Here is a 26,093-nt window from a genome sequence, read left to right on the forward strand (position 1 = left end):
TTAAATAAGTAATATTTGATACTATTTGCGAAATATTTGTAACAAATGTAATAAACACCTTCTATAAGTTTGCATTGTAATTATTGGAGCAATGAAAACTACGAATATTTTCAACCGCCTAAAGAATGGCGAAACCATATTGACAAATGATCAACAAGCCTACAAAATGCGTGAGGCTTCAATGGCCACTAAAGAACTGTTGTTGAAGATGAACAGTTCAGCGAACCCAAATGAAATCAGGACTTTATTGAGTCAGATTACCGGTTCAGAAATTGACGAAAGTGTTGCTGTGTTTACGCCTTTATATATCAATTACGGCAAACATACGGCAATAGGGAAAAATGTATTTATCAATTTTGATTGTGTTTTTCTTGACTTAGGAGGAATTATTATAGAAGACGATGTATTAATTGGGCCAAAGGTGAGCTTACTTTCCGAAGGACATCCTTCAACCCCAAAGGAAAGACATTCGCTTATTCCGAAGCGCATCCGAATTAAAAGAAACTCTTGGATTGGAGCAAACGCAACGATTTTGCAAGGAGTAACTATAGGTGAAAACGCTGTTGTAGCTGCAGGATCGGTAGTGTCAAAAGATGTTCCTGATAATGCAATGGTAGGAGGGGTGCCTGCAAAATTCATTAAAACAGTTTAAAATAAATATAATGAAACATATCATATTCATTGCAATTTCTTCCCTACTGTTAGTTGGGCAGACTTGCAGTATGAAAACAGTAGCACAGATAAAAAAATCTAAAGCAATGGAAACTACAGAAGAACACTATACTTTTAAGTTAAATGATAATGTTACTAGGCAAAAGGTAACGTTTAAAAATAGATATGGAATTGAGTTGACGGGCGATTTATATCTTCCTAAAAATGGAGGGAATGATTTACCTGCAATCGCAATTAGCGGGCCTTTCGGTGCGGTAAAAGAACAGTCTTCAGGACTTTACGCCAACGAAATGGCATCACGAGAAATTGTCAGTTTGGCGTTCGACCCCTCCTACACAGGCGAAAGTGGTGGGGAACCTCGAAATGTAGCATCGCCTGATATTAATACAGAAGACTTTAGTGCTGCAATAGATTTTCTTGGATTGCATAATAAAGTTGACCGAAATAAACTCGGTATCATTGGAATTTGTGGTTTTGCGGGATTTGCATTGAATGCTACAGCGGTGGACAAGCGCGTAAAAGCAGTAGCCACAACCAGTATGTATGACATGTCAAGGGTTAATGCAGAGGGGTATTTTGGTTCACTTACACCAGAACAACGCACAAAAATGTTGGAAGAAATGGGTTTGCAACGTTGGGAAGATGCCGAAAATGGTGCGCCTAATTATCCTGAAAATGGATTAGGGCAGACCAACGAAAACTCACCACAATTTGTGAAGGAATACTATGATTACTATAAAACTGAAAGAGGGTTTCACAAGCGTTCAATAAATTCAAATGCCGCGTGGACAGCTACAAACTCAATTTCTTTTATGAATATGCCAATCTTGACTTACATTAAGGAGATATCGCCAAGACCGATGCTCATTATCGCAGGAGAAAACGCGCATTCAAAGTATTTTAGCGAAGATGCATACCATTCAGCATCCGATCCCAAAGAGTTGATGATAATTCCTAATGCTGTGCACACGGATTTATATGACCAAATGGATAAAATTCCATTCGACAAATTGGAATCGTTTTTTAGTGAAAGCTTGAAATAGTAAATCGCAGAGCATCGCAATCCTAGTGATTGTGGCCGCCAAAAACTATTCGCTAATATTTAGTGTATGAGAAAGACTACAACAAAAAAAGGCAGCATATTTTTATGCTGCCTTTTTTTGTTGTAGCAGGAAAGGGGGAAATATCGAACTATTTCATAGATGATTTTAAGCTTTTTGATGAGTTGAAAGTTTAATCTGATGCTATCTGAATCTATAATTACTCTTCAGTTAATGTCAGTAGTTTTTGATATACCCTATAAGTTGATGATTGTATTCAAATCATTTAAAAGAAGGCTAGATGTAGCGATTCATCACGCAAAACTCCAACTTAAGGATGGCTTATATATTGGTTGAATAATCTTTAATAATTACAGACTTAAGCAACACCAATGAGAAGTGAATATTATACGCATAATATCCGTATAATATACTGCTAAATTAAATCACTCATTTGCAGTAAAATATGGTTTAATTAATTTAAAATAGATAATACTGCGCTATAAATTAATAGTTTTACTTAACTTAATATTATTATTGGTGTATAAGGGACATAAATGTTCCCTTACACGGATGTTATCTCCAATAAACTGAATGGACAAAAAAAATATCAATCGACTTCCAAAATAAAAAAGCTTCATATCAAGAGCTCGAAAGAACAATTGAGGAGTCTATTGATTCTCAAATCGCAATTAAGAATGTGATTGTAGATGAAAATATTCTAAAGCATTTGGAATCAAAATTTGAGGCCAAGTTAGTCTATTACATTGTTTGGTCTAAAATTTTAATAATTGAAGATTCAATAACAACAGAACATGTAATTTCTCACTTTGATGAATTCTGGCAATGTTTTGTGGAATTTGATAAAAAAGCCCATGAAATGATGGATATGATGGTGAGAACCTTTGAAATTGACCTTAATGATTCTGCTCAAATCTGGGATCTTAAAAGAAATAAAAGCAAGAATCAGAGAGGGCGAATTAATAAATTATGGAACTACTATTTTCATGGTGCAGAATGTGCTTTCGAGAACGTGAAGACTGGACAATATCTTGATGTCAAAATCATTTATGGCAGAGAGTACGGAGTAATTGACAATTTCTTCCTTTACAGGTTTATAGAAACTACTGAATCCTTAAAATATCAGTTTGAATTATTACAGGGAAAAAGTCAAAATTTGAGAAAGGTCATTAATGTATTCAAGCAAGAAGGATATCTAATAAATAGACCTAACTATGATTTTGAAGAACTAATTCTGAACAGAGAAAAAAGGAGATAACACTGTATATAGCAAATAGGGCGTTCATGGGTTACGAAAGTTCAGTCCTATTTATAATCCCCGCCAAATCGTTGATTTGGCTTTTAAGAATGAATAAATTAAAAACAAAATACAACGCTTTGGCTCAGTGCAAACTTGAAAGTTCATCGCTTTCTACTGCCCTACTTGCCATATACTAAACGTTAGCGGCAATTAAAGAGAGTGTATAACTCAATCAAGTAAATTACTAAGAATGATATTTGAAAAAGGACATTTTAGAAGTTCACGAATAGAGAAATCTTTCATTAATGAATCGTTAAGAGAAACGAGAACATTTAGTGCTAAATCTGCTTATGATACAAAAACAACTGTATTTCTCTCTCACAAACACAAAGACTTAGGAGAAATCAAGGAAGCTGCGGGCGTAATTGAATTTTTAGAAGATATTGGTGTTAAGGTTTACATAGATAGTATGGACAATAAAATGCCAGAACAGACATCAGGCGAAACAGCGGCAAGAATAAAAGATATTATTAAATATTGTGACAAGTTTATTTTACTTGTTACCGAAAAAGCTATTGAGTCTTTTTGGTGCAATTGGGAATTAGGAATTGGTGATGTTCATAAATTTAAGCGACACATTGCAATCTTACCTGTTAAAGAAAGGGGAGAGTATAACTTTGAATATAAGGGAAACGAATACTTACAAATTTACCCTCACATTGATTATGAGGACGGAACAGGATATTATAGAGATGGCAAAAGAATTCCCGAAGGCTATTATGTTGCAGAACCTCAAAATAAAGAGGGAATTCGTTACATCAACCCATTGAAAACATGGTTAAATAGAAATTGAATGACAACAAGTTATCAGATAATAAAAATTGGAGATGATAATCCTTTCTACAAAGAGGTTTTAGACACCTTTTACAATCATATTGATGAACTTGGGTTGCCGAAAGATTCTATTCTTGAAATTGATGAAAATAATTTAAGAAGAGACTATAAAGCAAATGCTCCAACATTCTGTCTTTACTTTGGAAGCGATACAGGTTCTTTTAAGAATCTTGACTTACTTGAGATATTAATAAATGATGCTAACCTAATCCTCCCAATTGTTTCGGATTTAACCCAGTTCACAAACCAGATTCCAAAAGATCTACACAGCGTAAATGGTTTTGAACTTGCCTCACATAACGACATTGAAAAGCTGGTATCTAGTGTTTTGGAGGGGTTAAGTTTGTTACGACTTTCAAGACGTTTATTTATTAGTTATAAAAGGGATGAATCCTCAACTGTAGCCATTCAATTATTTGAACAATTAGAGAAAAATGGCTTTGATGTATTCTTAGACACCCACACTATTCGACCTGGAGAGCCCTTTCAAGAAGAACTTTGGCATAGGATGGCTGATACAGATGTTTTGGTTCTCCTGAATACACCAGGTTTCTTAAAGAGCGACTGGACAACTCAAGAGTTGGCTAAAGCTAATGCTATGTCAATAGGAATCTTACAATTGATCTGGCCAACACATAAATTGGAGAGAGAATCTGAACTAAGTATGCCACTTCAACTGAATGACACTGATTTTGGTAATAGCAGTTACTCTAAACCTTCCAGTTATCTAAATTCAAATATTATAGCAGCAATAATTAATCAGGTTGAATCGCTAAGAGCAAGAAGTCTAGCGTCAAGACAAGACAACATTATTACCGAATTTATCGCCTCTTCTAAAAGAGTTGGCAAAAAGGCTACTTTGCAATCCGAAAAATTTATCACAGTTAAGAAAAGTGATGATAAGGAATTAGTGATAATACCAACCGTAGGTGTTCCACAAGCTTTTACCTATAATCAGTCTGAAGAATTGGTTGCAAGAATTAAGTCTAAAAATGTTGAAGAAGTATTCTTGCTTTTCGATCATAGAAATATAAGGGAAAAATGGATTAAACATCTGGATTGGTTAGATAACTATCTTCCTGTAAAAACAATTAAAATAATAAAGGCAGAAGAATGGCTAAAAACAATTTAAATAAAGTTTTTTTATCTGCGAGCATTCCCTATCCGGACAGGGACAGGAAATATTTTGATACAGCTGATGTCGTATCAATTAGAGATGCCGTGAGAGCGTTAGCAACTGTAGTGATACCTAAGGCACACCTAGTTTGGGGAGGACACCCATCAATAACACCTTTAATTCGTTATGTTATGGGAAGAATGAAAGCAGATTTAAAAACCCATATTACTCTTTATCAGTCTATGTTTTTTGAAGACAAATTCCCTCCTGACAATTTTTCTTTTGAAAATATAGTATTAACTGAAAGGCAAGACACTTTGAAAGAAAGTATAGAGCTAATGAGAAATCGAATGATTAGTGATAATGACTTCAAAGCTGGAATATTCATTGGGGGTATGGAGGGGATAAATGACGAATATATAATGTTCAGAGAAAGTCATCCAAATGCTTTGATTTTACCTGTCGCAAGTACGGGTGCAGCAGCGAAAATACTATTTGAAAGTCAACCAGATAACTTTGACCACAGATTATTGAATGACTATGCCTATATGGCATTATTTAGAGAAGTATTAAATGATATAATTAAAAATTAAATATTATGCCAAAGAGAATTTTTTATAGTTTTCATTTTGATAATGACGTGATGAGGGTGCAGCTCATTAGAAATATTGGTTCAATAGAGGGAAATAAACCAGTGACTCCAAATAAATGGGAGGAAATTAAAAACACTGGTGCTAATAAAATTAAAGAATGGATTGAAGATAATATGAAAGGTAAGAGCTGTGTGGTAGTCCTAGTAGGCGAAGATACAGCGAATCGAAAATGGGTAAAGTATGAAATAAAGAAAGCTTGGGAAGACGGTAAAGGGTTACTTGGCATCTATATACATAATCTAAAATGTGCGAGAAATGGTTACGGTAAAAAAGGTGTTAATCCATTTGATCAGTTCACTTTTGAAAATGGCAAAAAGTTATCCAGTGTAGTAAAGTGCTACAATCCCAGTTCGGTTGACACCTATAATGATATTAAGAATAATATTGATAGCTGGATTGATGATGCAATTGAAAAAAGAAAGTAAAGGCCGCTAATCGTGTAGACGGCCGTGAGCTTTAAGCCCACGGTGCGCCTCACACACCACGTAGCGTACGGGTCTCGTACTACGCGGTTCATTGAATCTCGGGTTGTATTCCTTCTGTCTGCTTAAGAAAAGGCTATAAAGGCTCAAAGACCTGTATTCCTAATCGAATTACGACACGATTCAATGTTCAGTCCTTCATTATTTAGTGAGGCCTCCTTGGTTTTCAAGGCTCGTTACCAATAACTACTATGACCTCGGCTGACTTCTCTCTACACAACCCGTGAGCGAGAGACCTCCCCAGGTAAGGGCATATTCCTTCACCCAATATCCACTGGATCTACTGCATAGGTGCTGAGTGGCTAACCACTTTGGGACGTCAGTATGATGTGCTACCTCATCCGACTCATACAGCCTCAGTATCCAGTTCCTGTTCGTTGGAACCGGGATTTGCAGTCTCGCTTCCTTCAGTGCATGCCTCACGACAAACCATCTTGCGACTTGCTAATGCTTCGGGACAAGACTCCCGCGCATAAGGGACTTTCACCCTCTGGAATAATTTGGTATCTTAGATACCATATGCCCATGCCGGGCACAATCGTGTAGACGGCCGTGAGCTTTAAGTCCACGGTGCGCCTCACACACCACGTAGCGTACGGGTCTCGTACTACGCGGTTCATTGAATCTCGGGTTGTAATTCCTTCTGTCTGCTTAAGAAAAGGCTATAAAGGCTCAAAGACCTGTATTCCTAATCGAATTACGACACGATTCAATGTTCAGTCCTTCATTACCTAGTGAGGCCTCCTTGTTTTTCAAGGCTCGTTACCAATAACTACTATGACCTCGGCTGACTTCTCTCTACCCAACCCGTGAGCGAGAGACCTCCCTCGGTAAGGCGAATATCCTTGTGTCTATCCCTGTTGCATTTACTACTTCGGTACTATCCCTATAGGGCGCTGGACTTCGGCAGATGTGGTTACCTCATCCGACCTAATAGCCTCTGTAGCAATTCTTGTTCATCAGTACAGACACCGCAGTCTGGCTTACTTCAGCGCATGGGTCACCCCAAGCCACCTTGCCACTTGCTTGGCTTCCGGGCACGACCCCGGTGCTTACGGGACTCTCACCCTTTGGATCACTCAATTTCTTGAGCTATATTCACCATTCAAGGCACACCACAATCGCTGATCGGGCATATGTCTAGGTGCGTTCTGGCTGGTTTCAGTGTGACTTGACCGTGATATCTGCCGCTGAGAAACGGCAGTGCTTTCTACAAACCTCTGCTCGCAGGATTTTTAGACTTGCGGAACGCAGTGTCATTTGGAACCGTTGTGAGCTTCGGCAGATTTCACTACTTTAGTGCTAATCACTAGCTGCGGACATACGCCCGATAGCTGGTCGTTAGAGCTTATTAAAATGCAAAAATTCAGAATAATAACATTCTTCATTGTACTTACTTTAGCAAGTAGTTGTGCTGTTGGAAAAGATAGAAGCGCCTTGCTGAATGACAGTTTAGGAATTGAGAACTATGTGTTACTGAATTTTGAGGATTATAATGGTCTTATTACCGAAAAGAATGCTGATTCATCAGCAGAGCTTACGGAAGATGATTTTGCCGTATTGAAATCAATTACGATAGAATTTCTAAAGCAGGAGAATAGACTTGCGGAGACTGAGATTCACAAAATAGAAAATACAGATAAGCCAGAATCTTATTTGTTCCAGATTTTGCCAATTATGGATGCTCAAAAGCATAAATTAGTATGGATCAATGGTATCCATAAATCCCTCCTAGATAAAGGCCAGGATTTAAAAAAATTGATCGTTATTGCTGATGGACCAAATGTAAATTTCAACTTTTGGATAGATTTATCTGATAAAAAAATTGTGAAATAAACAAGCTCTAACAAAATGCAATAGCTAACCCTATTTCAGAAGGGCTTGGAAGCTTATTCTTCCAAGCAATAAAATTGATAACTCAAAAAAGAAACGCAAACAAGACCGGGCCAGCTATTCGCATCGGTCGTTGTGTGTAATTTAACCGAACCCCGAAACAGTGTAGTTTTTATATGGAAAATTGGTATCCTAAAATATTTGACGATGTAAAGGAGTTTAGTCCTATAAAGGGAGATTATTTGTTTGTAAGTGAACTTGTAACTCATGAATTAAAAGGAGGAATTCAATCTTCAAGAGATTATCAAAGCTTGTTAATAAATCCTGAGTTAATCAAATTTATAAATCCGAAGGAAATTAATCATGCAACAGATAGTTCTGTACATCCGATATATGATGAGGATTACGAATATAAAGGAAGGTCATCTGTTTTCATTTCTAATCATGAAGGTTTAGAAAATGTCAGCCCGTTTGTCTATTCTTGGGAATCAGCTAATAATATTACCTTTCAACCAGACCCAATGTTTCTTCAAACATATGGATTAACACCAAGATTAACAGAGAAAACGATTCACTGGGATGACCTTAGCAGACCTTTAATGGATATTGTTACATTAATTCCTAAATCTGTTTATGATTTCCCGAATTATTCGCAAAGCTATGTTCAGGTTAGAAAGGATTATTTACAGGATTATTTAAAATTAACAAAGAAATCCTTGATACAGGTTTATTGTGAGACTAGGATATTAGAATGTAATCAAGAACTCGAAGGATTATTAGGGGAAAATGGATATTTTGAAAGGACAACAAAGTATAACCATTTTAGAATTAACAAAATATCAGAGAATAAAATATTTACTGAGGTAACTGGATATCGACAAATAAAACTTGGCGATAAAGTTCCATTTAGTAAATGGGATAAAAAAAAGAAAGTCTTTAACTGGCCAGGATACACAGAACCTATCTCTAGAAAAAATGCCAAGCACTTTGATTATGTATTCGTATCAGATGAAGTTTTAGATATTTATGAGAAAGACGAAAAATATGAAGTTTATCCATCAGGTGGAGTTGAATATATGAATCAATGGTCAGTTTCTAGAGCTTCACGAGTAGGTAGGAATCATATTCAACTTGAATTATTTAAACTATATGAAGGAACTCCAACGGATGTAATTGCTCATTGGAATAAATTTGCAGTTAACAAATCTGTAGTTGATTTCGATAAAGAAAATATTGTTGATAAGGCTAAAAGTTTAGTTTTTACATACATAGATTTTGCAGAAAGCCTATCTCAACTAATTTTTAATTATTTTGGAACTTATCTCAAAACCGAAGAATTAATTAGGTTAGATAAGGAAAAGCTTGAATATTATGGATGGTACACGGAAGAAACTATAAAACCGCTTACACATCATCTAAGTCATAAATTAACCAAGCAAGACTTTTTGTTTCGTATCAAGAAACTTCATCATTTCTTAGTTGAAAATATAGTTGAAAGAAAACTCAGATATATTGCTTCTGATATTTTTGGTATTGATTTAAACAAGTTCAAGAGGAATCCAGAAGAAGTCATCCGCAGCATTAAACTTTTAAATATCATATTGAACTACATTCGGGTAGCTGAAGAAACAGGGTTAAATCTCAAACAAGACTCAGCTGAAATTAATAATCGATTAGAAAATGAACTAATTGAAATGAAGTTGATTAAACATTTAAATGCTATAAATAACCTTAGACAATTGGATTCACATAAGGGCGGGACTAATTCAGATGATAAGTTGGTTAAAGCTATAGAAGTATTTGGATTGGAAAAGAATCAAGTGCATGATAATTATTTAGATGCATGCGAAACAATTTATGATAAAACAGAAAGTGAATTTAGAGAATTAAGAAAAACTACACACAATCTTGTAGACGGCCGTGAGCTTTAAGCCCACGGTGCGCCTCACACACCACGTAGCGTACGGTTCTCGTACTACGCGGTTCATTGAATCTCTGGTTGAAGTTTGAGGTAATAATCCAGCATGCTTTTATAACCTTTCTTTCTTAGTCGTGATACGGTAATGGTAGTTCTAAGAATAGGACTTTGGGCTACCGCCCAGCCTCCCATTCTGGTTCTACTCCAGGCATAAGCCTGACCCTGTTTTACGCCTAATCGGATGAGGTTTTTGCGTTTTCGCTCTGGCTTTTTCCAGTCGTGCCAAATACAGTATCTCAGTCTATTGCGTAGCCATTCGTTTAATTCCTATTCTTTGCAACCGAGGTTTGTAGTCTCCCTTCCTTCAGTAAATACCTCAAGGCAAACACTCTTACGACTTACTAATGACTCTCACGCATAAGTGACTTTCATCCTAGGTAATAATTTAGTATATTAATATTTAAATGCTCATGCGGGGTACGTGCATCACATATAGCCAATATCAATGTTTTTTGAAAGCGCTCTGGTTATATAAAACACTGCCAAATCGTTGATTTGGCTTTTAAAATGAATAAGATAAAAACAAAATACAACGTTTTGGTTCAGGGAAAACTTGAAAGTTTATCGCTTTCTATGGCCCTCTACAAATCTTTAGGCAATATTATGAACACATTTTCATCGATATATCAGTACTACAAAGAGGATCTTGGCGTATTAAAACTGATTTACACAACAAAGGGCAAAAAATTGTTACTCTTTTCATTAATAATTTATCTATCTGTGTCGGCTTTCTCTCTCTATCTAATCAATCTGCACCACAATAAAATATATGTAACATTAACTCTGGGAGTGACAGCAATTCTTCTTATTATACTTAATGAATACCATAAAAGTTCAGTGAACCAATTAGGAATTGAAACACAAAAAGGAATATTAAAGCCTTGGCCAAGCAATAAGTTTTATGAATATAGAATACAACAACTGACTACTTATTTGAAGCAGCAAGCTATTATAAAAGGAGATTTGGAGGATAAGTACCGATTAAACCTACTTGCTCAAATTGCCTCGAAAGAAGCTGAGCTAGCAAAACGAAATCTAATTTTAAATAGTAGCATATTTTTAGTTCTTTTTGTACCGCTTTGGAATCAATTTTTAGCATGGATATATAGACATTCCAGTATTAAATCGTATGACTTGGCAAGACATACATTCGAAGAAATCTTTGGAGTTATAGCCATGATTTCTTGTTTTGTATTAATCCTTAAATTATTATTTGGAGTAGTATACAACTTTGAACGTCTAAATTATTTGAAATTTCAATCTGCTATAGAGAATATTCAACTAAACATTGCATCGTAAAGTAGGCAAAGGAAAATCTCACCCCTGAAAGCGATACGTCAACCTCTCGATTCATATGGCTCATATTATGCGAACGTTATTAGTGTTAAATCAAACTAATTTTTGCCCCAATCTCCAATGATAAAACAGGTTTGGATATGAATTCATTATATCTCTGAGCACTGTGATCATCTTGAGCTTGCTTGCTCTAAGCTTTTGTACTTGTTAAACATTTATTTAATCAAGCGTTGGTGCAGGTAATAGAATACTGCCTTAAGGCTTGTATTAAATAATAAGAATAAAGACGGTCAAAATAAAGAACAATATCTTTACCTGCATATTGAAATTCTAGGGAATCATTTATTAAAACAAATAGATAAGTAGGTCGGCTAATCTGATTCAAATTTAGTAAATACACCTCTCACATCATTTGGTTTACAGGGGTAGTCTTTAATGATTTAGTTTAAGGTAATTTTAAGAATTGTAATTTTTATTGAATTTAATATTATGTGGTTTAATGAGTTAGTTGGTTTTAAAGAACTGTCACCTGAACAAGTTCGAAAGAATATAGAAATTGAAGGAAATATGATGACTTCGAAAGTAAATGGTAAGTCATTTCAATTTGGCCACCTTGAAATTCCTACATTAGAGCAGTTAAGGCTACAAACTAGCACAATCAATTTTGAAGGGCAAATGAGTATTAATGAGGTAGTAGGAAATGTACAGGAACTTCACTGTGATCCTGTAAATAAACATGTATTGTTTCAAGCTGCTTCTCAATTTAATTTATTAGAGATGGTAACTCCTCAAGTTACGCCAGAACAAGGCATTGACATCTACGCTCATGACTATACTCAGGGCCCTGCTTGTGCCATTGCTTGCGGTGCAGGTACTATATATAGGAATTACTTTGTCCCTCTAAATGGCCAAGTTGGGCAATCATCTTCTAATCAAATAGATTGTCTAGAGCTTATAGGGAAAGAGCTCAACAATAAAGAACTTTTACTTTGGAAAATGTCCAATGGATATGCCTTGGTTAATCAGCAGGGGTTGTTAAACATTAACTCCCAACTTAGTAAACTATCGTATGAGCGCAGAGAATTACTTAAGGGCAAACTCAAAATAGGTATACAGTGGGATACACAAGTAACTATTATTGAACATCAACAAATAGTTACTCAGGTTTACTGTTCTGCCTTACCTTTAGCCTATTTAAATATTGAACCTATGTACTGGGAAAGTTTCGCACGGTTAATATTAGAAGCTACGTATGAGGCCACATTGCATACTGCTTTGCTCAACTTAAAAAGAACGGGAAGTAATAAAGTATATTTAACATTAGTGGGTGGGGGGAGCTTTCGGCAATGATATGAACTGAATATTAGAGTCTCTTGAGCTGGTGGTAAATAAGTTCAAAAATACTCCGCTAGATATTAGCGTAGTTAGTTATGGCACCTCTAATGATAATGTATTAAAATTAATAAAAGGAATATCATAGATTAAAACCGTAAACGATAAATGAACAATAAAACATAATATCAAAATCATTTTAAGTCATTAAAGTGCTTTAAATCAAATATTAATTTATTGTGGCTATTGACATGGAGCAGCTCTTTATACAAGAATTGAAGGAGGTAAAACGGAACCTTCTATCAATGCAGTGGAAAGGATTGCTAAAGCTTTAGGCGTGAAGCTCTCTGAACTGTTTTCCAGTGAGGAAGATTTACAGGATATTAATTCGCAAGACGCTACTGCAGTGGAAAAAAATAAACTTATTTCGAGCCTTTCGGATGAAGAAAACCCAACGGTATTCTCCATCCTTGATGCATTTGTAGATAAAAAAATTAAGGACACCCTTGCGAGTGTACTTAATGATGTTTAATTATTTAGATGAATTCTAAATTAATGCTTTTTCAATAGAATTTAAATGTACCTTATAGTACACTTTTGTGCCATTTAGGCAACATCTATAATCAGGCGTTCAATCGATCAACTTCATCCTGTAATTCCTGATCCCAGATATACTCAATATTCATTTTACCCTCTGGATAGAGCGTGTATTTTGCCCGATTCCAATCCTTATGAATAGGTGCTTCGTCTTGAGTTATTCGATAGAGGTCTTCAATGTAGCTTTCATGGAGTTCAAAACTGAAAATATCTAGCCACTTTTTTTCATCATTTTCAGTCAGGTAAAAGCCTGTAAACCCAACGTTGCCAACTAACCTTTTAATTTCAAGCACTGCATACTTGAAGTTTATACTCTCTGGTAGAATATCAATAATAGAGTTAGCTATTTGATTAAAAATCTCTTTCTCTGTCCGCATCTATTGATTAGTAAAAGTTTCTCTGAATGGTTGACCGTCAATAGTGTAGTCAACTCTAAAGCTTGAAGGTCTTTGTGAAGTCCCTTCAAAAATGGCCTCAACTTTGATTTTAACATCTTTACCTTGTACCATAGCATCAGCCCAAGTATTCTCCATCTGTTTCCATGCTCCTTGATTAAGGTTAGCCGATTGAGGAAAAAGGTTGATTTGCTCCCCTGGGCCATAGAATCGAGAACCTACAATATGACCTCCCTGATCTGTACCTCTAACTCCATCCTTTACATCTACTGCTTTGATCTGCTGATTACCTAAACGAATCCTTACTACATCATCTAAATCAGCATCCGTTCTTAAAACACGACCTAATTCATCTGTTTCATAAATGAATCCATCTACATCATATTTAATGTTCTTGACAAGTGGCACACGGTTCAATAAGGCATTACCAGATTCACCAGATACTTTCCTTGCAGGAGCTACAATTTTATCACTGTATATCGTTCCTAGTTGCTTTCCACTTCCATTAGCTACGATCATTCCATCACTAGATTTAGTGATTTTCCAAGACTTTGGCCAGTTGGTTACATCTTCTAAAAGATCTATGTTTTTTCGGATCGCATCTGGAGCTTCAAAAAGTTTACTCCACGCGTTGACCAACTCCAACAATTTGTTATTGCCTTGAGCATCTTCTAAGAAGTCACTTACCCTGTCTCCTAAAGTGCTAACCTTTTGTTGAACACTCTCGTCAAGCTGTTTGAAATAACTCATCAAGTGATCAGGAAGTACTACGCACTCATTATGCACTAATACCCCTGATGTGCCAGCAAAGTAACAATTTAATTCGGCTACTTCAAAGTTATATACAGTAACTAAAGTATCCTTTATTGCTATTTCTATTACCTGTTGTTTTTCTCCACTAGCTAAAGGCCACAATTCCATTCCTTTGGATAAGTATTGTGCCGCCACCCATTGGTCTTTTACATAGAATCTATGCTCTGGGGTAGTAACAATGGTATCTTGAGACGTATATAAGGTTAATAGTTTACCTGTAGTTCTTTTGAATATATGTTTTACCTCTCCACTGGAGATTTTCTTGGTGTCTACATTGAAAGACTTCACATAATCTCCTACAGCTATATTTTCTATAGATTTGCTTGAACCATCACTCATTACGATAGGGGTACCCTCGATAAAGCAAGCCCCTATAATTTTATTAATGAGGTTAGGATCTAAGCCTAGGTATTCACAAACGGTTTTTACTTGGCTGGTTTCTACTATTCCTAGCCTGGCCAGCCCTAAACCAAATTGAGCGGGCTTGCCAATAGCCATATTTTTCAGACTCATAAAAACCTTACCGCCCAATTTAAGGGCTTTTTGTGTAAGGTAAGCACTTAAAGCACCTCTAGCACATTCTTTACTAAATCGTCCAAATGTCAAGTTTTTATCTAACTCACCGTTTTCAGTAATTCCGTCTAGCAAACAAGATACGGATACAGAAAAATAAGTATTTTCATATAACGCTTCCGTTCCTGATGCCAACACAGAATAACGGTCAATCTGACTTGCAGCCTCACTAACACTTGCACCATCAAAAGCGACAAGAAATGCAGTTTGAAGGGCAGCATCTACTGTCATACCAACAGCAAAATCACGAGCTTTTTCAGCCCCTAATTCTTCAATAATCGCTGGCCCCAAAACACCAATTACCGCTGGCACCATAGCTGCCATACTGGCCGTTCCGAAAGTTCGGTTAAAATTCTGCATCCACTCAGTCTCGTATCCCAAGCCCTCACCAATTTTCTTAGTTCCCCTTAGTAAGCATGGGTTATCTTCTATTAGCTTTTTAAAAGGACTCCCTTTTTGAAGCCATGGATGATTGGCGTATGAGGAAAGTAAATTTTGTTGTATTTCAGGGGTACAAGGTTGCTCTGCTACTTCAACATCATAAGGAGCGCTTTTGAGAATCTCAATGGCAGCATGCACATAATTTTCAAGGGAATATTCTATGTTCTTAATGAAACTGTATGCCTCTTTATTAGAAGCATAGTGCTGTTTTAATAATCCTCCTTGAGTGGCTGCATTAGCGTTGTAATAATGACTCCCCAAGCCATAAATTTTTCTTTCTACACTATTGATAGTGTGATGTTCGGTATAGTATTGAGAAAAGGTGAAAATCACATGGCTCTCACTGGTAGATAATAGTGGCTTAGCCAGTATAGTACCCACATATGATTTTTCATAAGCTATGGCTTCTTTTATAATGTCATTAGTATTGACCTGACCTGTAGAAGTGAGGTATGTTGTCGTATTATTAGAAGCAATAGCACCGTATTGATCATTACTGACGACCGGCAAAGCACCCAGCCCTCTTAAACCAATATAAAACTTTGTATTACTGGTGGTATTATACTCAATCAAAGTATTATTGATTTGAGTTAGTTTGCTATTGCTCAATACACTGCCATGCTGCTCTATCCATTGATCATCAACTATGATGTAATTGTTTTTAAAAGTCTTACCAGCAAGATCATTTATTGCATTTTGATGTATTGCCTTACTGAAGTTGTCACCAAAACTATCATGACTATCCTCTGTGTGGTCAAATGAAGTACTGTAGGACTTCGTACCACATAAAACCATTAAGGCTATTAATAGGCTTAATAACAGCTCAGGTATTTTAATCAAGTATCTCATTTACTTTAGCAGTTTCAAGTTCTTTAATTCTTTCTGTAATAAAAGCCTTTTGCACTTCTTCTTTTTCCTTTTCAAAATCAGCATAAGTGCTATATACAGCCTTTATGCTGTCAGCTATTTTTTGTTGAAATGATATAAATGCATCCTTTTCTTTAGATGATAGTAAATATTGCCAAGCCAGCTTGTTAGATTGGTATTGTAGCAAATCTTTGAAATAGGCTGATGATGCCTGTGAGTAGGTGTCAAGCTCTGGAAGCTTGGAAGTTAAATCGGAATAATCACTTTCAGTCACTGTCACTGAACTCACCTCAATATTTTCAACAGATAAGTTACTGGAATAGGCTTTGGTGTCTATTTTATTAATGTCTATCGTAGTTTTCACAAGGTCTTGATTGGCTAATTTTACTTGGGCTGCTAGTGTTTTATCTTCTGTGCTGCGTTGCAATATTCTCTCATTGACTATACTTAATATCAATTTTCCTAAATCATCCAGCTCATTAGCATCCACACTATTACTCTCTCCGCCACCTGCACTGCCAGCTCCCTTAGTTACATTCCCATCTTTATCTACGGTATAGGTATTTCCAGCCTCATCTGTGATTTGGGTAGGGATATTTTCTCCTGTTGCTTCATCTTTTTCGGGGGTAATGGTTTTTGTGGTGCCATCTTCTTTTTCTATAATAATGTCACCGGCATCGCTGATGCTTACACTGGCAATTACGCCATCTACTTCTATGGTAGTTCCTTCAAAAGGTGGTGTTGCATCATCGCTGCCGCCATCTTCTTGTAGCACACCATCACCATCTAGGTCAAATACCATGGGACTGTTAGCGTTAAAGACTGTCTTTACAGTACCTCTGATCATCTGGTAATCAGTATTGATATAGATATTTTCAAATATGACCCTGACTTTTACATTGTTGAGCCAAGGCATTTGCGCATGACCTTTTCCTGTATAATATCCATTAGATCCTTCCACATTAATCACCCTTACATCAATATCACCAGCCTTAAAGGTTTGTCCATATTCAAGTTGTTGTAGAGGATTTTTATTTTCAAGGTCTATGGCTCCCGGATCAGCACCACAGGTATAGTTGGTCACAGGTATTTGTGAGGTAGCAGAAGTAACGGTGGCCGTTCTTCCTCCATCTATGCTACCGCAAAAGGCACTCACCTGAAATTCATATTCACGGTCAGGTGTAAGTCCATCAATAGTAGCTTCATTCAGGTAAGTGGATTGTGTTTGCCATTCTTCATCACTGTCTTTTTCACGATAGTATACCGTAAACTGTGTCTGGTATGGTTCGGCCTGCCAGCTTACTTTTATTCGTGTGCTGCTCACTGTAGAGGCCTCTACTACAGTAGGTGGCGTACAGGCATCACCATACACGAAGCTGTGTACCTGGCTATAACCATTGTTTTTAAACAAGTCTAATTGTTCTATGCCGCTCATCGCCTTGGCACGCACACGGAAAGCATAATGCCTCCCAGGCACTAGAGGAGGCTCGGCCAAGCCATAAATCAAAGAGGTGCTATAAGTGGTAGTCTCAAAAATAGGAGGCGTAGATTGTATGGCATTGTTAGGGTCTCTGCCTTCTGGCCATAGCTCTACGAGTTGAAATTCATATTCAGTGGCAAAGGCAGCATTGGGGGAGCCTGTGTGCCTTGGTGTCCATTGAAAAAGTACTGTTTGAGGTTCCTGCGCCCTTACCTTTTCACCGTTCATAGGCAGGTTGATCATAGGAGGATCATTGAGCATTAACCAGGCTGAGGCTGAAGCTATATTAGAAACTTCTGCTCCCAAGTTATACTCCAACAGCTGAAAGCTGATGCGGTAAAAACCTTCTGGCAGTGCATTGCCTTTGGTGAGTCGGTCTCTGCTGATGCCTTGAAATATAAGATTTTCAGGGCTAAAATAAGGTGCTAGGTCTGCGGCACCCAGCATCTCAGGAAGTCCGCCCTGTAAATAGAGGGGCTGAGGTCTATAGTCAGGCCTGGTGGTAATGGTAATGCCCACTCCCTCAATAGTTAATTTTAGGCGTGCCTGTAAATCTTGCTTGTTTAAATCTTTCAGCAAGAGGTTGAGCGCAATTTTATTATTGTCTACCGCAGCATAATCTGAAAGGTATAAAGAATAGGGCGGCACCAATTGAAAAGTAGCCTGTACGGGGTATGACTGGGCGTGTAGGCCACGCAAACCCATGCATAAACTTAAAAATAAAAGGAAGCTATAGATGTACTTTCTCATGAATGCTTTAATTAACCTTTACTATAATCTCATCACTTAGTTGGGCTGTAGATCCATCATTAAAATCAATGCCCACACGGTAGTGATATACTTTCCCTTGTTCTACTTGAGTATCTACATAGGTATGACTATCGGCATTTACTGCTTTTAGTGGGCTCATGGGAGCGTCTTCCTCAGCCCTGTAAATCATGTAATGGGTAATGTTTTTTCCTTCGTATTCCCAACCTAGCACTATGGTATTTTCTTGCTGTTGGTAATAAAGCTTCTCTACACCCTTTCTCACTTTTACGGGTAGAGGTGTAGAAGAAAGGGGTACCGATGGTGGTGACTCCAAGCCAGAGTGATCAATGCTGATCAAAGTATACTGATACGTTTTTTCTTGGCTTACCTGTGCATCACTCCAAGTGGTATCTACTTTAGCCATTACTTGCACCAGCCTCCATTGAGGGTCTGCATCACTTCTTCTGTAGATTAACTGGTCTTTTAAGTCTGCACTACTGCTTGGTATCCATGCCAAGGTGATGCTCCCTTGGGTGGGGGTAATCCTTGTGAATACCGCACTCACTGGTGGCTGATTGTCAGGCCTCTCTACTTCCAGTGCCTTGGAGTAAACAGAGGGGTTAAAATGTTTATCTATCGCCACTAGTTTATAGTATACCTGTGCTGTAATATTATTCGTACTTAAGGTATCATAATAGAGCGTATCACCAATGGTAGCTGAACTGATACGGATGTATTCACCATCTTCAAAATTGCTTCTGAATAAACGATAGCCTTCCATATCCCTTTCGGTATTAGCTTTCCAATGTAGGCTTACAATTCCTGTGGTGTCCATGGTTCCTGCCAAACCTTGTGGGGCTACAGGAGGAATACTATCGATCAGTTGTACAAGATATGGCATAGAGGCCAACTGCTGTCCGTATTTACCTACCAAGTTGATTTGGTAGTAATTAGTAGGCAGTGGATTGAGGTCTTGAACGCTACGCTGGTTTAGCCCGATGTTATCTTTGATCAACTCAAAGCCTGATCGATCATTTTCTGCTCTTAATAATTGAAATTTCTCTACCTGATAATTATAGCGCTCATCAAATTCCCATTGCAGCGTTACCTTATTGTTCACCAAAGTATGAGCGCTGATAGCTGGGCTTGCCTCTAACTCATCTCTGCCCACACCTGATACCTCATCGGAATAAGGGCCATAGGCACCAAAGGCCGTAAGCCCCCTGATGCGGTAGCGATAGTTCACATTGTTTTGGGGTAGGGAATCGATAACATACATCTCATGTTGAAACTCCTTATTGCTAGCGGCATTAACAAATGGAATATCAGAGATGGGGGTAAATTCACCTGAAGAAGTCGCCCTTTCTACCTGAAAGGCAGTGTAGGTGGTGGTGTAAATTTCCCTGTCCCAAGTAAGGGTAACCATAAGGTCAGTGAATTCAGCAGTGGGTGTAGCGGGTACGGGTAATGGCACGGCTTCCTCCAAGCTGGTGAAAACCATCCCTGAAGCGATCTTCAAAATATTTTCAGGCACAGCACTGTGAATGCGATATAAGTACTGTTCGCCTGCCTTCACTTGTTTATCTTCATAGTATAAAGCCGACTGACGAGCGGCCTCTACAGACATGTCTGCTGCAAATAAGGCAAATGAAAACCGCTGTTCCAGCTCCCTTGACTTATTGATTACTTGCAGGATATCACTTCTGTAATTGTCGGATAATTCAAAGGTCTCTCCATAAATGGCCTGAGCTGCAATAGCAGCGTAATCATCTTTGTCTACCAAGGCTTCCCATGCTGCTAAAGCCGCTACAGGATGAGGCGTACTCCATAATTTGATAGTTTCAGGGGAGGCCAGCTTTTTGCCCTTACGGGTGATGGTCACCCTTTCTAAAGTATAACCATATTTATTGAGTAGCTCCCAAGCTACCGGTGAATCAGGTGCCCACCTGAGTAGAATACGACCATCTTCAGGCTGGGCGATAGCTTTAATACTAGCGGAAGACTGCTGGGCACAAACTGGCTGTGCTGTGAATATCACTATGCCCAGTAGCCATCCGAATAGATTCAATATTTTCATGTTATGTAGCTTCTTCATCAGTTGATAATAAATGAGATGGTGCCTCTAGAGCGAATAATATCCGTTCCTGGTAGGCGATATCCTACTTCTACCTTGTAAGTAGTGCCTGTGGCTATGCCTGGAAAAGGAGTAGTGATAATCCGCTCCATCCAACCACTGCCATTGCTATAGCTGACAGTGTTAGCAGCCTGCTGCCTTAATTCGGAATAATCCTGATACATGATAAAGGGCAGGTTATACACGATGGTGCTGTTGCCCGGTGAACTCATCGGCACTACGCCATTCACCATATCCTCAGTCAGCCTCATGCCCTCATCATCTTGTTTAATATACAGGGCTTTATAAGGTGGAATACCATAAGGCTCTTCAGCACGTGTTATGTTTAATCCATCAATAGGGAATGGAGCAGGATAAGCTAAAGGCTTAATCATATTATTGAACCAAGGAATATCCAGATCTGCACTAAAACTCACCAATGGCTCATAATAAGTACCCCTATTGATCTCAAAAGTGTCGAAAGTCTCATTACTAGTGATGGCCGCTTTTAGCTGATGGATTGTAGGTCTAATGGGCACTCTCCAGGTATTGTTAACGCTTATAGCTCTAATTTTATCTTCAAAGGTATTATACTGACTGGTTTGGAATACCGCACTAAAGATCACTTTTTCCTGATACTGCTGAATGGTACCTGTGGCGGTCTTGGTTTTGGTTTGAGCAGTAGAGCCATTATTCCCTAGGGTAAGGCTAACATTTCCTTCTTCGACATTGCTATCAATACCATCAGAAGTGTATAATGGTGTATTCACTAACTCAATAGCATAAATGGTGTTGGTGTTAAGGCCTTCAGGCAGTTGAAAATCTACCTGATTGTTGGCGTAAGTAAAATCAAAAGGCAACTCCTCTCCATTACTTGTTACTATGCGGCCGGTTTGTTTCCAGTTTTCTGCTGGTGTAAATAGCGCTTTCATTCCACTAATCAGATGAATGTACCCCTTGTTATATTCTTTCGGGTGGAAGTGTAACTGACCGTTCATTGGATAGCTATAAGCCACATTTTCTTCTGGCAAATAATCCGGAGCTTTGCCGGTGGTAAACATGCTTTCTTTTCTTTCTATTACCTTTTCTCCATTAACGACCACAGGTATCCAGGTGTCATTCTTATTTTCTTCAAAGCTCACCTGCACGATGAATTTAAGCTGTTTTTCTCCCGGTAGTATTTCTGAGGTTTTATAAGAAACTACATCATGAAGGTTGTTCCAACTGATTTTACCCGCTAAAGGAGTGTTGCCATCCATGATCTTGATTTCATCCAGCTTAATTCTAAAAAGCTTGCGCTCTTCATCCAAATCTACCATTTGAAAGACTTTATCCACTTCCATATTAAACACCCCTTGGGCAGCAGTAAATACATTGACAGTTTTCTCTGCTTCTCCAGGAGTCAATTGACTAATAACAGCGAGGCTTTCAAGTACTGAGCCGGCCTGTAGTTCACATTCTTCTCCTATAGTAACTTCGAATTTACAATGCCCACTCACCAGACCATTCATCACAGAGAAGTCACCACCAACTACTCCTTTCATCCAAAAAGGATTTGGAAGCTTGGCTTGCAGTATAGCGCCTGCGGCAATTTTAAGGATTTCTAGCTTTCGTTTTTTGCCAAACAGCTTCACTTTAATACCTATTTTACCCATGAAGGCAGCAAAGGCCTGTCCATTGGCATACCAGCCATTGATCCCGATAGGAGAGTTACTGCCAACACAGGTAGTGCTACCATAATTTTTCAGCATCACATCAAAGCCAGCGGTGGCAGCAAAACGCCCATAAAACATAAGAAAGCTCTTATCACCGGTGTCCATCCCGAACCTAGAGCCAAAGGCAATGCCTTGTCCTTCGCCTACCGCATTAAGGTCATCCATATAGGTCATCATATCTTCTCCGGTATTCAGTACTTCTTGTACCAGTTGCGGTGGAGCAGGGCTACCTGGAATGTAATCACCCATCATAAAATAACTCTTAGATTTAACGAGCCCTAAGAGCTGTAAACCGATAGGATCATCAGGGCTTCCTACGTGGATGTACCAATCATCGGGGCTTGCATGTAGCACTGCCCAGCCAGCCCTGTTATTGTCTCCAATGCCCTTGATGATGCCATAGGCAACATTGACAAAAGTTTCAAAGTTGCCATGTAGTGTGCGGTTCGCTACATCATATTGTATATCGATGTGAGCAGATATGGCCGCTTTAGGCATCAACGAGTTCGCCATTCCACTGACCATATTCCCAACCATACCAGAGAGTCCGGGCATGCTAATGGTGATCATCGGGGTTAAAAAGTAACCATTGCCTTTGAAGTTAGCCTCTCTAAGTCCTCCGCCTTCATTGAAATCAAATTTCAAAGTAGCATCTCCATTAAATAATGATTCGCTTGGCTGTGGCGTAGCTAGTAATACAGTAGCCTTCAGGCCTAAGCCTGCCGTGGAGTCAGGGGCATAGTTAATACCAGAAAGGCTCATACCTCTGCCATAAGTGGACTTAGTAGAAGGTGTGACATGGTAAAAAGCCCCACCTCCAAAAGCATTAAATTCTACGGCTCCAAAGCCCATGCCTGGTGGTAGTGGTGCCAGTGCATCGGCAAACCAATAGTGAGTATTGTTTATTTTTCCAAAAAGCCCCACCGCTTTAACACTAATGGCTCCCTGCATAACACTCATCGCCACATCTCCATTAAAACCATTGCCATAGGTAGGGTCATCTTTAAACCATGCTAAAGAGCCTTTCAGCGCAAAGGCTCCTTGGTCAAAGGCAATGCCGATTTTACTCACTTCAAGGCGATCAAATTCCCAGTGAGGGGCCTGATAGGCTGTAGGGGTTTCTGTAGAAAGACCGGGAGTTTCTTCTTCTTCCCCCTGCATCTTACTAATGATAGTAAAGCCAGCTTGCCCCCCTAAACTTCCTGCGCCTTCACCATCTCCTGTCAGCGCCACCATGGCTGTAAATGAGAGCTTCATCTCATCTTTTGTAGTGGTGCCATATATATCGGTAATTCCTATATGGAAACTTCCCAGCTTATCTTTTTCTTTAGACTTTTTGGAAAAGGAGAAACCTCCAATTGAAATCTGTGGGTCTACGGTCTGTAAATTTAAGCGTTCAAAACCAAGGCTGGTCACTGTGAGTTCATTACTCACACCAATATTCATTTGTCCATTGAGGCTGGCTTTAGGTAAAAACTTATTGTCTTTAATCCTCACTTCTATATAAGAACTAGGAAATAGCTCTACCTCGGTGCCCGCTATAAAATTGAATTTAATTTTTTCTGATGCAGGCCCTGATACGCTAAAGGTATATTCATTATTGGCTGCAATAACGGCTTTATAATTTAGGGGCTTATCTTTTACTACCGGCAGCTTAATGTCTCCTTCAAAGCCTGCCATGGTGATGGTGTTAGATACAATGTTTAATCTAAAGGCATCAACAGAGAAAGGCCATTTGTCCATGCGCCCTTCATTTTGGTCTAAGAGCCGCTTTACCTCAGCAATGGCAGAGAGGCCTTGCTTATCGATAACAGCATTATAAAGCGATATTTTAGTTTTTTCTTTGCTCCCTTTTTTGGTAAAGGGGGCAGGCAGTTGTAAAGAAACTTCTTCTATATAAATTCCTTTCCATAATCCTTGTTGTGCAGCAAGTTCATAATTGTCGGGATAGTTCATCCCTGGCAAAGCCCTCAGGGTACTGTTATCAATAATGGCTTTTTTTACAGTGAAAACGAAGCCATCCAAATGTTTTAAACGAAAGGCTGGAAGGGTAATTTCAGCAATCATGTCATTCCAATCTGTAAGCACAGTAGAGAAATGTCCCTTTACTCTTTTTTCTTGATTGATAGCAGCAGAATCAGGTACGAAAAGGTCTCTGCTAAACTCTACATCAGCCTCTATGCCCATAGCTTTAAAGCCATTGCAATCCCATTCAATAAAAGTGTTATTTCCTAATAAAGTAAGTAAGGTCTTGGGGCCTAAATTCATACTGTGCGCGCCCAGTAGCCTAAGCTGAGCACCGTTAGATAAGCCTCCTTTTTTACTGAATTTTATTTTATGACCGCCAAAAGCGAGCTTTTCATCACTATCGGGCACTTCAAAAATCATGTAAGCACTCAGATAAGCACCATCAGGCTTCATTTCAAAACCGCTAACTACAATGGTGTATTTTAAATTGCCAATGGTCTTTTTAATACCTACTGGTAAATCTAGGATGAGGGTTTCATCAAAGGTTTCTACAAACCTTTTATTTTCTTTTACATAATGATCCACTTCAAAGGCACGTAGTCGCTCTGCTTCCAAAGTATCACTTAAGAGTATTGGAGTTTTACCAAAGTCTACATCTTTATCTAAAGCTTCAAGGGTGGGCAAATCGAAGGATCTGCTCATTACATTGGCATATTTACTCACACTCATCTGATGATAACTGGCCTTGTGTGATACAGGTAAGTCTTTCCCAAAAGTGGAATGTGACAGGGAATCAACTGGAGTCGCGTTCCCTGAAATTACTGATGCTATAAATAATATAATGAGCAGAAACCTTTTCATAAAAATAATATTGTGCTTAATAAATTATTAAAGAGCCTTAAAAACACTTTCAAATAGTACGGTATCGGCAATATCTTCATCATACCCCTTATAAGACCAAGTCATCTCATCTTCATCAATCTGTGAAAGCGTATGCGACTCATTCAAGTCAGTGAGAATAATTGTTTTACCGTTTTTTGTAAGAGAAAAGGGTGTTGAATAATCTTCATTGCTGTTGCTGTCGCAATCATTATCTCCATGAATGACAGATAAACTTAAGTTGACATTGAAAAGATAGATATCATCTTCATAACAATCCGTAACCCCTACATCTTCACCATCTTCATAAGACTCTATAAGTTGCCATGATTTTGTGCTATTGTTGGTCAAGTAGATAAGCGTTTGATCATAAGGGGTAGGCTCATTATCGCCATCATCGTCACTACAAGAAATGAAGGTCATGGCAGCTATCACTACTAGAGTTGAAAATTTTAAAAATCGATTCATGTGATTATTTTATTTGTTGAATTTATTTTGAAATGTATTCCCATACCCAGCCTGACGAAACATCATTTTTTCTATATGGCAGTTCTAATTGTAAAGTATCTGCATTGAGCTTTATAATGATTTGATCCTCGGAGTTGTCTCCATTGGTAAAGGTTACTGTATCCATGGTTTCATTAATCGTCCAAAGTACTTCGTAATTTTTTCTTTCTGGATCACACGAGTCTCCCATCACCGTATAAGTGTACTTGCCATTAGTTAAAAAACGGTTCTCATCATCTTTCCTACAATCTTCCAATTCTCCATCAGGAGTTACAGAGGTGATAAACCTGTTTTCGTACCAAACTGTAGAAGTGAGTAAATTTAATTTTTCATCTTCAGGGCTGATCTCATCCTTATCATCATCACTACAAGCAGTAAAAGTCAAGGCTGCCATAAGCGCCAAGGAAGAAAATTTTAAAAATCGATTCATTGTCATC

The 26,093-nt window shown here is 38.2% G+C and carries 20 protein-coding genes; 12 read left to right on the forward strand and 8 right to left on the reverse strand.

What is annotated here, in order from left to right; genetic code table 11:
* The first annotated feature begins 91 nt into the window (after nt 1-91).
* From ACXACQ_RS16295 to ACXACQ_RS16325, 7 genes are all read left to right on the forward strand, one after another.
* Nucleotides 92-652, forward strand: coding sequence for a sugar O-acetyltransferase (locus ACXACQ_RS16295; protein ID WP_474977029.1), 561 nt, complete (start codon nt 92-94; stop codon nt 650-652).
* Between the two features lie 70 nt (nt 653-722).
* Entirely contained in the window at nt 723-1,715 is a 993-nt protein-coding gene (locus ACXACQ_RS16300; RefSeq protein WP_474977030.1) for an alpha/beta hydrolase, read from the forward strand.
* A 697-nt stretch (nt 1,716-2,412) separates the two neighbouring features.
* Nucleotides 2,413-2,991 carry a DUF6896 domain-containing protein gene (locus ACXACQ_RS16305; protein ID WP_474977031.1) on the forward strand — a complete coding sequence of 193 codons (579 nt, stop codon included), beginning with the start codon at nt 2,413-2,415 and terminating at the stop codon, nt 2,989-2,991.
* Between the two features lie 232 nt (nt 2,992-3,223).
* On the forward strand, nt 3,224-3,826 hold the full coding sequence (locus ACXACQ_RS16310; protein ID WP_474977032.1) for a toll/interleukin-1 receptor domain-containing protein: 603 nt from the start codon (nt 3,224-3,226) through the stop codon (nt 3,824-3,826).
* Complete coding sequence (locus ACXACQ_RS16315; protein ID WP_474977033.1) at nt 3,827-4,999, forward strand: toll/interleukin-1 receptor domain-containing protein; 1,173 nt, start codon at nt 3,827-3,829, stop codon at nt 4,997-4,999.
* Entirely contained in the window at nt 4,981-5,577 is a 597-nt protein-coding gene (locus ACXACQ_RS16320) for an SLOG domain-containing protein (RefSeq protein WP_474977034.1), read from the forward strand. The genes ACXACQ_RS16315 and ACXACQ_RS16320 overlap by 19 nt, the downstream gene beginning before the upstream one ends.
* Nucleotides 5,578-5,582: 5 nt before the next feature.
* The gene (locus tag ACXACQ_RS16325) at nt 5,583-6,062 is read left to right on the forward strand and encodes a TIR domain-containing protein (protein WP_474977035.1); all 480 of its coding nucleotides are present in this window, start codon (nt 5,583-5,585) and stop codon (nt 6,060-6,062) included.
* A 987-nt stretch (nt 6,063-7,049) separates the two neighbouring features.
* Here the strand turns inward: ACXACQ_RS16325 and ACXACQ_RS16330 are convergent.
* On the reverse strand, nt 7,050-7,202 hold the full coding sequence (locus ACXACQ_RS16330) for a hypothetical protein (RefSeq protein ID WP_474977036.1): 153 nt from the start codon (nt 7,200-7,202) through the stop codon (nt 7,050-7,052).
* A 273-nt stretch (nt 7,203-7,475) separates the two neighbouring features.
* On the opposite strand from ACXACQ_RS16330, the gene ACXACQ_RS16335 reads away from it, so the two are divergent.
* The 5 genes from ACXACQ_RS16335 to ACXACQ_RS16355 all read left to right on the forward strand — a co-directional run bounded on the left by ACXACQ_RS16335 (nt 7,476) and on the right by ACXACQ_RS16355 (nt 13,090).
* The gene (locus ACXACQ_RS16335; RefSeq protein ID WP_474977037.1) at nt 7,476-7,955 is read left to right on the forward strand and encodes a hypothetical protein; all 480 of its coding nucleotides are present in this window, start codon (nt 7,476-7,478) and stop codon (nt 7,953-7,955) included.
* A gap of 173 nt (nt 7,956-8,128) precedes the next feature.
* Complete coding sequence (locus ACXACQ_RS16340) at nt 8,129-9,883, forward strand: hypothetical protein (RefSeq protein ID WP_474977038.1); 1,755 nt, start codon at nt 8,129-8,131, stop codon at nt 9,881-9,883.
* A gap of 554 nt (nt 9,884-10,437) precedes the next feature.
* Entirely contained in the window at nt 10,438-11,229 is a 792-nt protein-coding gene (locus tag ACXACQ_RS16345; protein WP_474977039.1) for a hypothetical protein, read from the forward strand.
* Nucleotides 11,230-11,715: 486 nt separating this feature from the next.
* The gene (locus tag ACXACQ_RS16350) at nt 11,716-12,576 is read left to right on the forward strand and encodes a hypothetical protein (RefSeq protein ID WP_474977040.1); all 861 of its coding nucleotides are present in this window, start codon (nt 11,716-11,718) and stop codon (nt 12,574-12,576) included.
* 256 nt (nt 12,577-12,832) lie between these two features.
* Entirely contained in the window at nt 12,833-13,090 is a 258-nt protein-coding gene (locus tag ACXACQ_RS16355; RefSeq protein ID WP_474978484.1) for a helix-turn-helix domain-containing protein, read from the forward strand.
* Nucleotides 13,091-13,181: 91 nt separating this feature from the next.
* Here the strand turns inward: ACXACQ_RS16355 and ACXACQ_RS16360 are convergent, their stop codons facing one another.
* Genes ACXACQ_RS16360 through ACXACQ_RS16390 form a run of 7 tightly spaced genes read right to left on the reverse strand, consistent with a single transcriptional unit; the run spans nt 13,182 to nt 26,086 of the window.
* On the reverse strand, nt 13,182-13,532 hold the full coding sequence (locus tag ACXACQ_RS16360; RefSeq protein WP_474977041.1) for a hypothetical protein: 351 nt from the start codon (nt 13,530-13,532) through the stop codon (nt 13,182-13,184).
* The gene (locus ACXACQ_RS16365) at nt 13,533-16,226 is read right to left on the reverse strand and encodes a DNA/RNA non-specific endonuclease (RefSeq protein WP_474977042.1); all 2,694 of its coding nucleotides are present in this window, start codon (nt 16,224-16,226) and stop codon (nt 13,533-13,535) included. It lies immediately after the preceding gene.
* Nucleotides 16,210-18,474 carry a fibronectin type III domain-containing protein gene (locus tag ACXACQ_RS16370; RefSeq protein WP_474977043.1) on the reverse strand — a complete coding sequence of 755 codons (2,265 nt, stop codon included), beginning with the start codon at nt 18,472-18,474 and terminating at the stop codon, nt 16,210-16,212. Before ACXACQ_RS16370 ends, ACXACQ_RS16365 begins: the two co-directional genes overlap by 17 nt.
* A 7-nt stretch (nt 18,475-18,481) precedes the next feature.
* Entirely contained in the window at nt 18,482-20,569 is a 2,088-nt protein-coding gene (locus ACXACQ_RS16375; RefSeq protein WP_474977044.1) for a fibronectin type III domain-containing protein, read from the reverse strand.
* Nucleotides 20,569-25,131: a hypothetical protein gene (locus ACXACQ_RS16380; RefSeq protein WP_474977045.1), complete on the reverse strand. Its 4,563-nt coding sequence runs from the start codon at nt 25,129-25,131 to the stop codon at nt 20,569-20,571. Before ACXACQ_RS16380 ends, ACXACQ_RS16375 begins: the two co-directional genes overlap by 1 nt.
* Nucleotides 25,132-25,158: 27 nt before the next feature.
* Nucleotides 25,159-25,617 carry a lipocalin-like domain-containing protein gene (locus tag ACXACQ_RS16385; protein ID WP_474977046.1) on the reverse strand — a complete coding sequence of 153 codons (459 nt, stop codon included), beginning with the start codon at nt 25,615-25,617 and terminating at the stop codon, nt 25,159-25,161.
* Nucleotides 25,618-25,639: 22 nt separating this feature from the next.
* Nucleotides 25,640-26,086 carry a lipocalin family protein gene (locus ACXACQ_RS16390; RefSeq protein ID WP_474977047.1) on the reverse strand — a complete coding sequence of 149 codons (447 nt, stop codon included), beginning with the start codon at nt 26,084-26,086 and terminating at the stop codon, nt 25,640-25,642.
* Nucleotides 26,087-26,093: the final 7 nt, after the last annotated feature.

Source organism: Fulvivirga sp. AWR4_260, assembly GCF_056158185.1.

Coding starts and splice junctions, on each gene's coding strand:
- ACXACQ_RS16310 (WP_474977032.1), top strand. CDS start 3,224: ATGATATTTGAAAAAGGACATTTTAGAAGTTCACGAATAGAGAAATCT.
- ACXACQ_RS16370 (WP_474977043.1), bottom strand. CDS start 18,474: ATGAGAAAGTACATCTATAGCTTCCTTTTATTTTTAAGTTTATGCATG.
- ACXACQ_RS16320 (WP_474977034.1), top strand. CDS start 4,981: ATGGCTAAAAACAATTTAAATAAAGTTTTTTTATCTGCGAGCATTCCC.
- ACXACQ_RS16325 (WP_474977035.1), top strand. CDS start 5,583: ATGCCAAAGAGAATTTTTTATAGTTTTCATTTTGATAATGACGTGATG.
- ACXACQ_RS16365 (WP_474977042.1), bottom strand. CDS start 16,226: ATGAGATACTTGATTAAAATACCTGAGCTGTTATTAAGCCTATTAATA.
- ACXACQ_RS16350 (WP_474977040.1), top strand. CDS start 11,716: ATGTGGTTTAATGAGTTAGTTGGTTTTAAAGAACTGTCACCTGAACAA.
- ACXACQ_RS16340 (WP_474977038.1), top strand. CDS start 8,129: ATGGAAAATTGGTATCCTAAAATATTTGACGATGTAAAGGAGTTTAGT.
- ACXACQ_RS16315 (WP_474977033.1), top strand. CDS start 3,827: ATGACAACAAGTTATCAGATAATAAAAATTGGAGATGATAATCCTTTC.
- ACXACQ_RS16385 (WP_474977046.1), bottom strand. CDS start 25,617: ATGAATCGATTTTTAAAATTTTCAACTCTAGTAGTGATAGCTGCCATG.
- ACXACQ_RS16335 (WP_474977037.1), top strand. CDS start 7,476: ATGCAAAAATTCAGAATAATAACATTCTTCATTGTACTTACTTTAGCA.
- ACXACQ_RS16300 (WP_474977030.1), top strand. CDS start 723: ATGAAAACAGTAGCACAGATAAAAAAATCTAAAGCAATGGAAACTACA.
- ACXACQ_RS16360 (WP_474977041.1), bottom strand. CDS start 13,532: ATGCGGACAGAGAAAGAGATTTTTAATCAAATAGCTAACTCTATTATT.
- ACXACQ_RS16295 (WP_474977029.1), top strand. CDS start 92: ATGAAAACTACGAATATTTTCAACCGCCTAAAGAATGGCGAAACCATA.
- ACXACQ_RS16380 (WP_474977045.1), bottom strand. CDS start 25,131: ATGAAAAGGTTTCTGCTCATTATATTATTTATAGCATCAGTAATTTCA.
- ACXACQ_RS16390 (WP_474977047.1), bottom strand. CDS start 26,086: ATGAATCGATTTTTAAAATTTTCTTCCTTGGCGCTTATGGCAGCCTTG.
- ACXACQ_RS16345 (WP_474977039.1), top strand. CDS start 10,438: ATGAATAAGATAAAAACAAAATACAACGTTTTGGTTCAGGGAAAACTT.
- ACXACQ_RS16375 (WP_474977044.1), bottom strand. CDS start 20,569: ATGAAGAAGCTACATAACATGAAAATATTGAATCTATTCGGATGGCTA.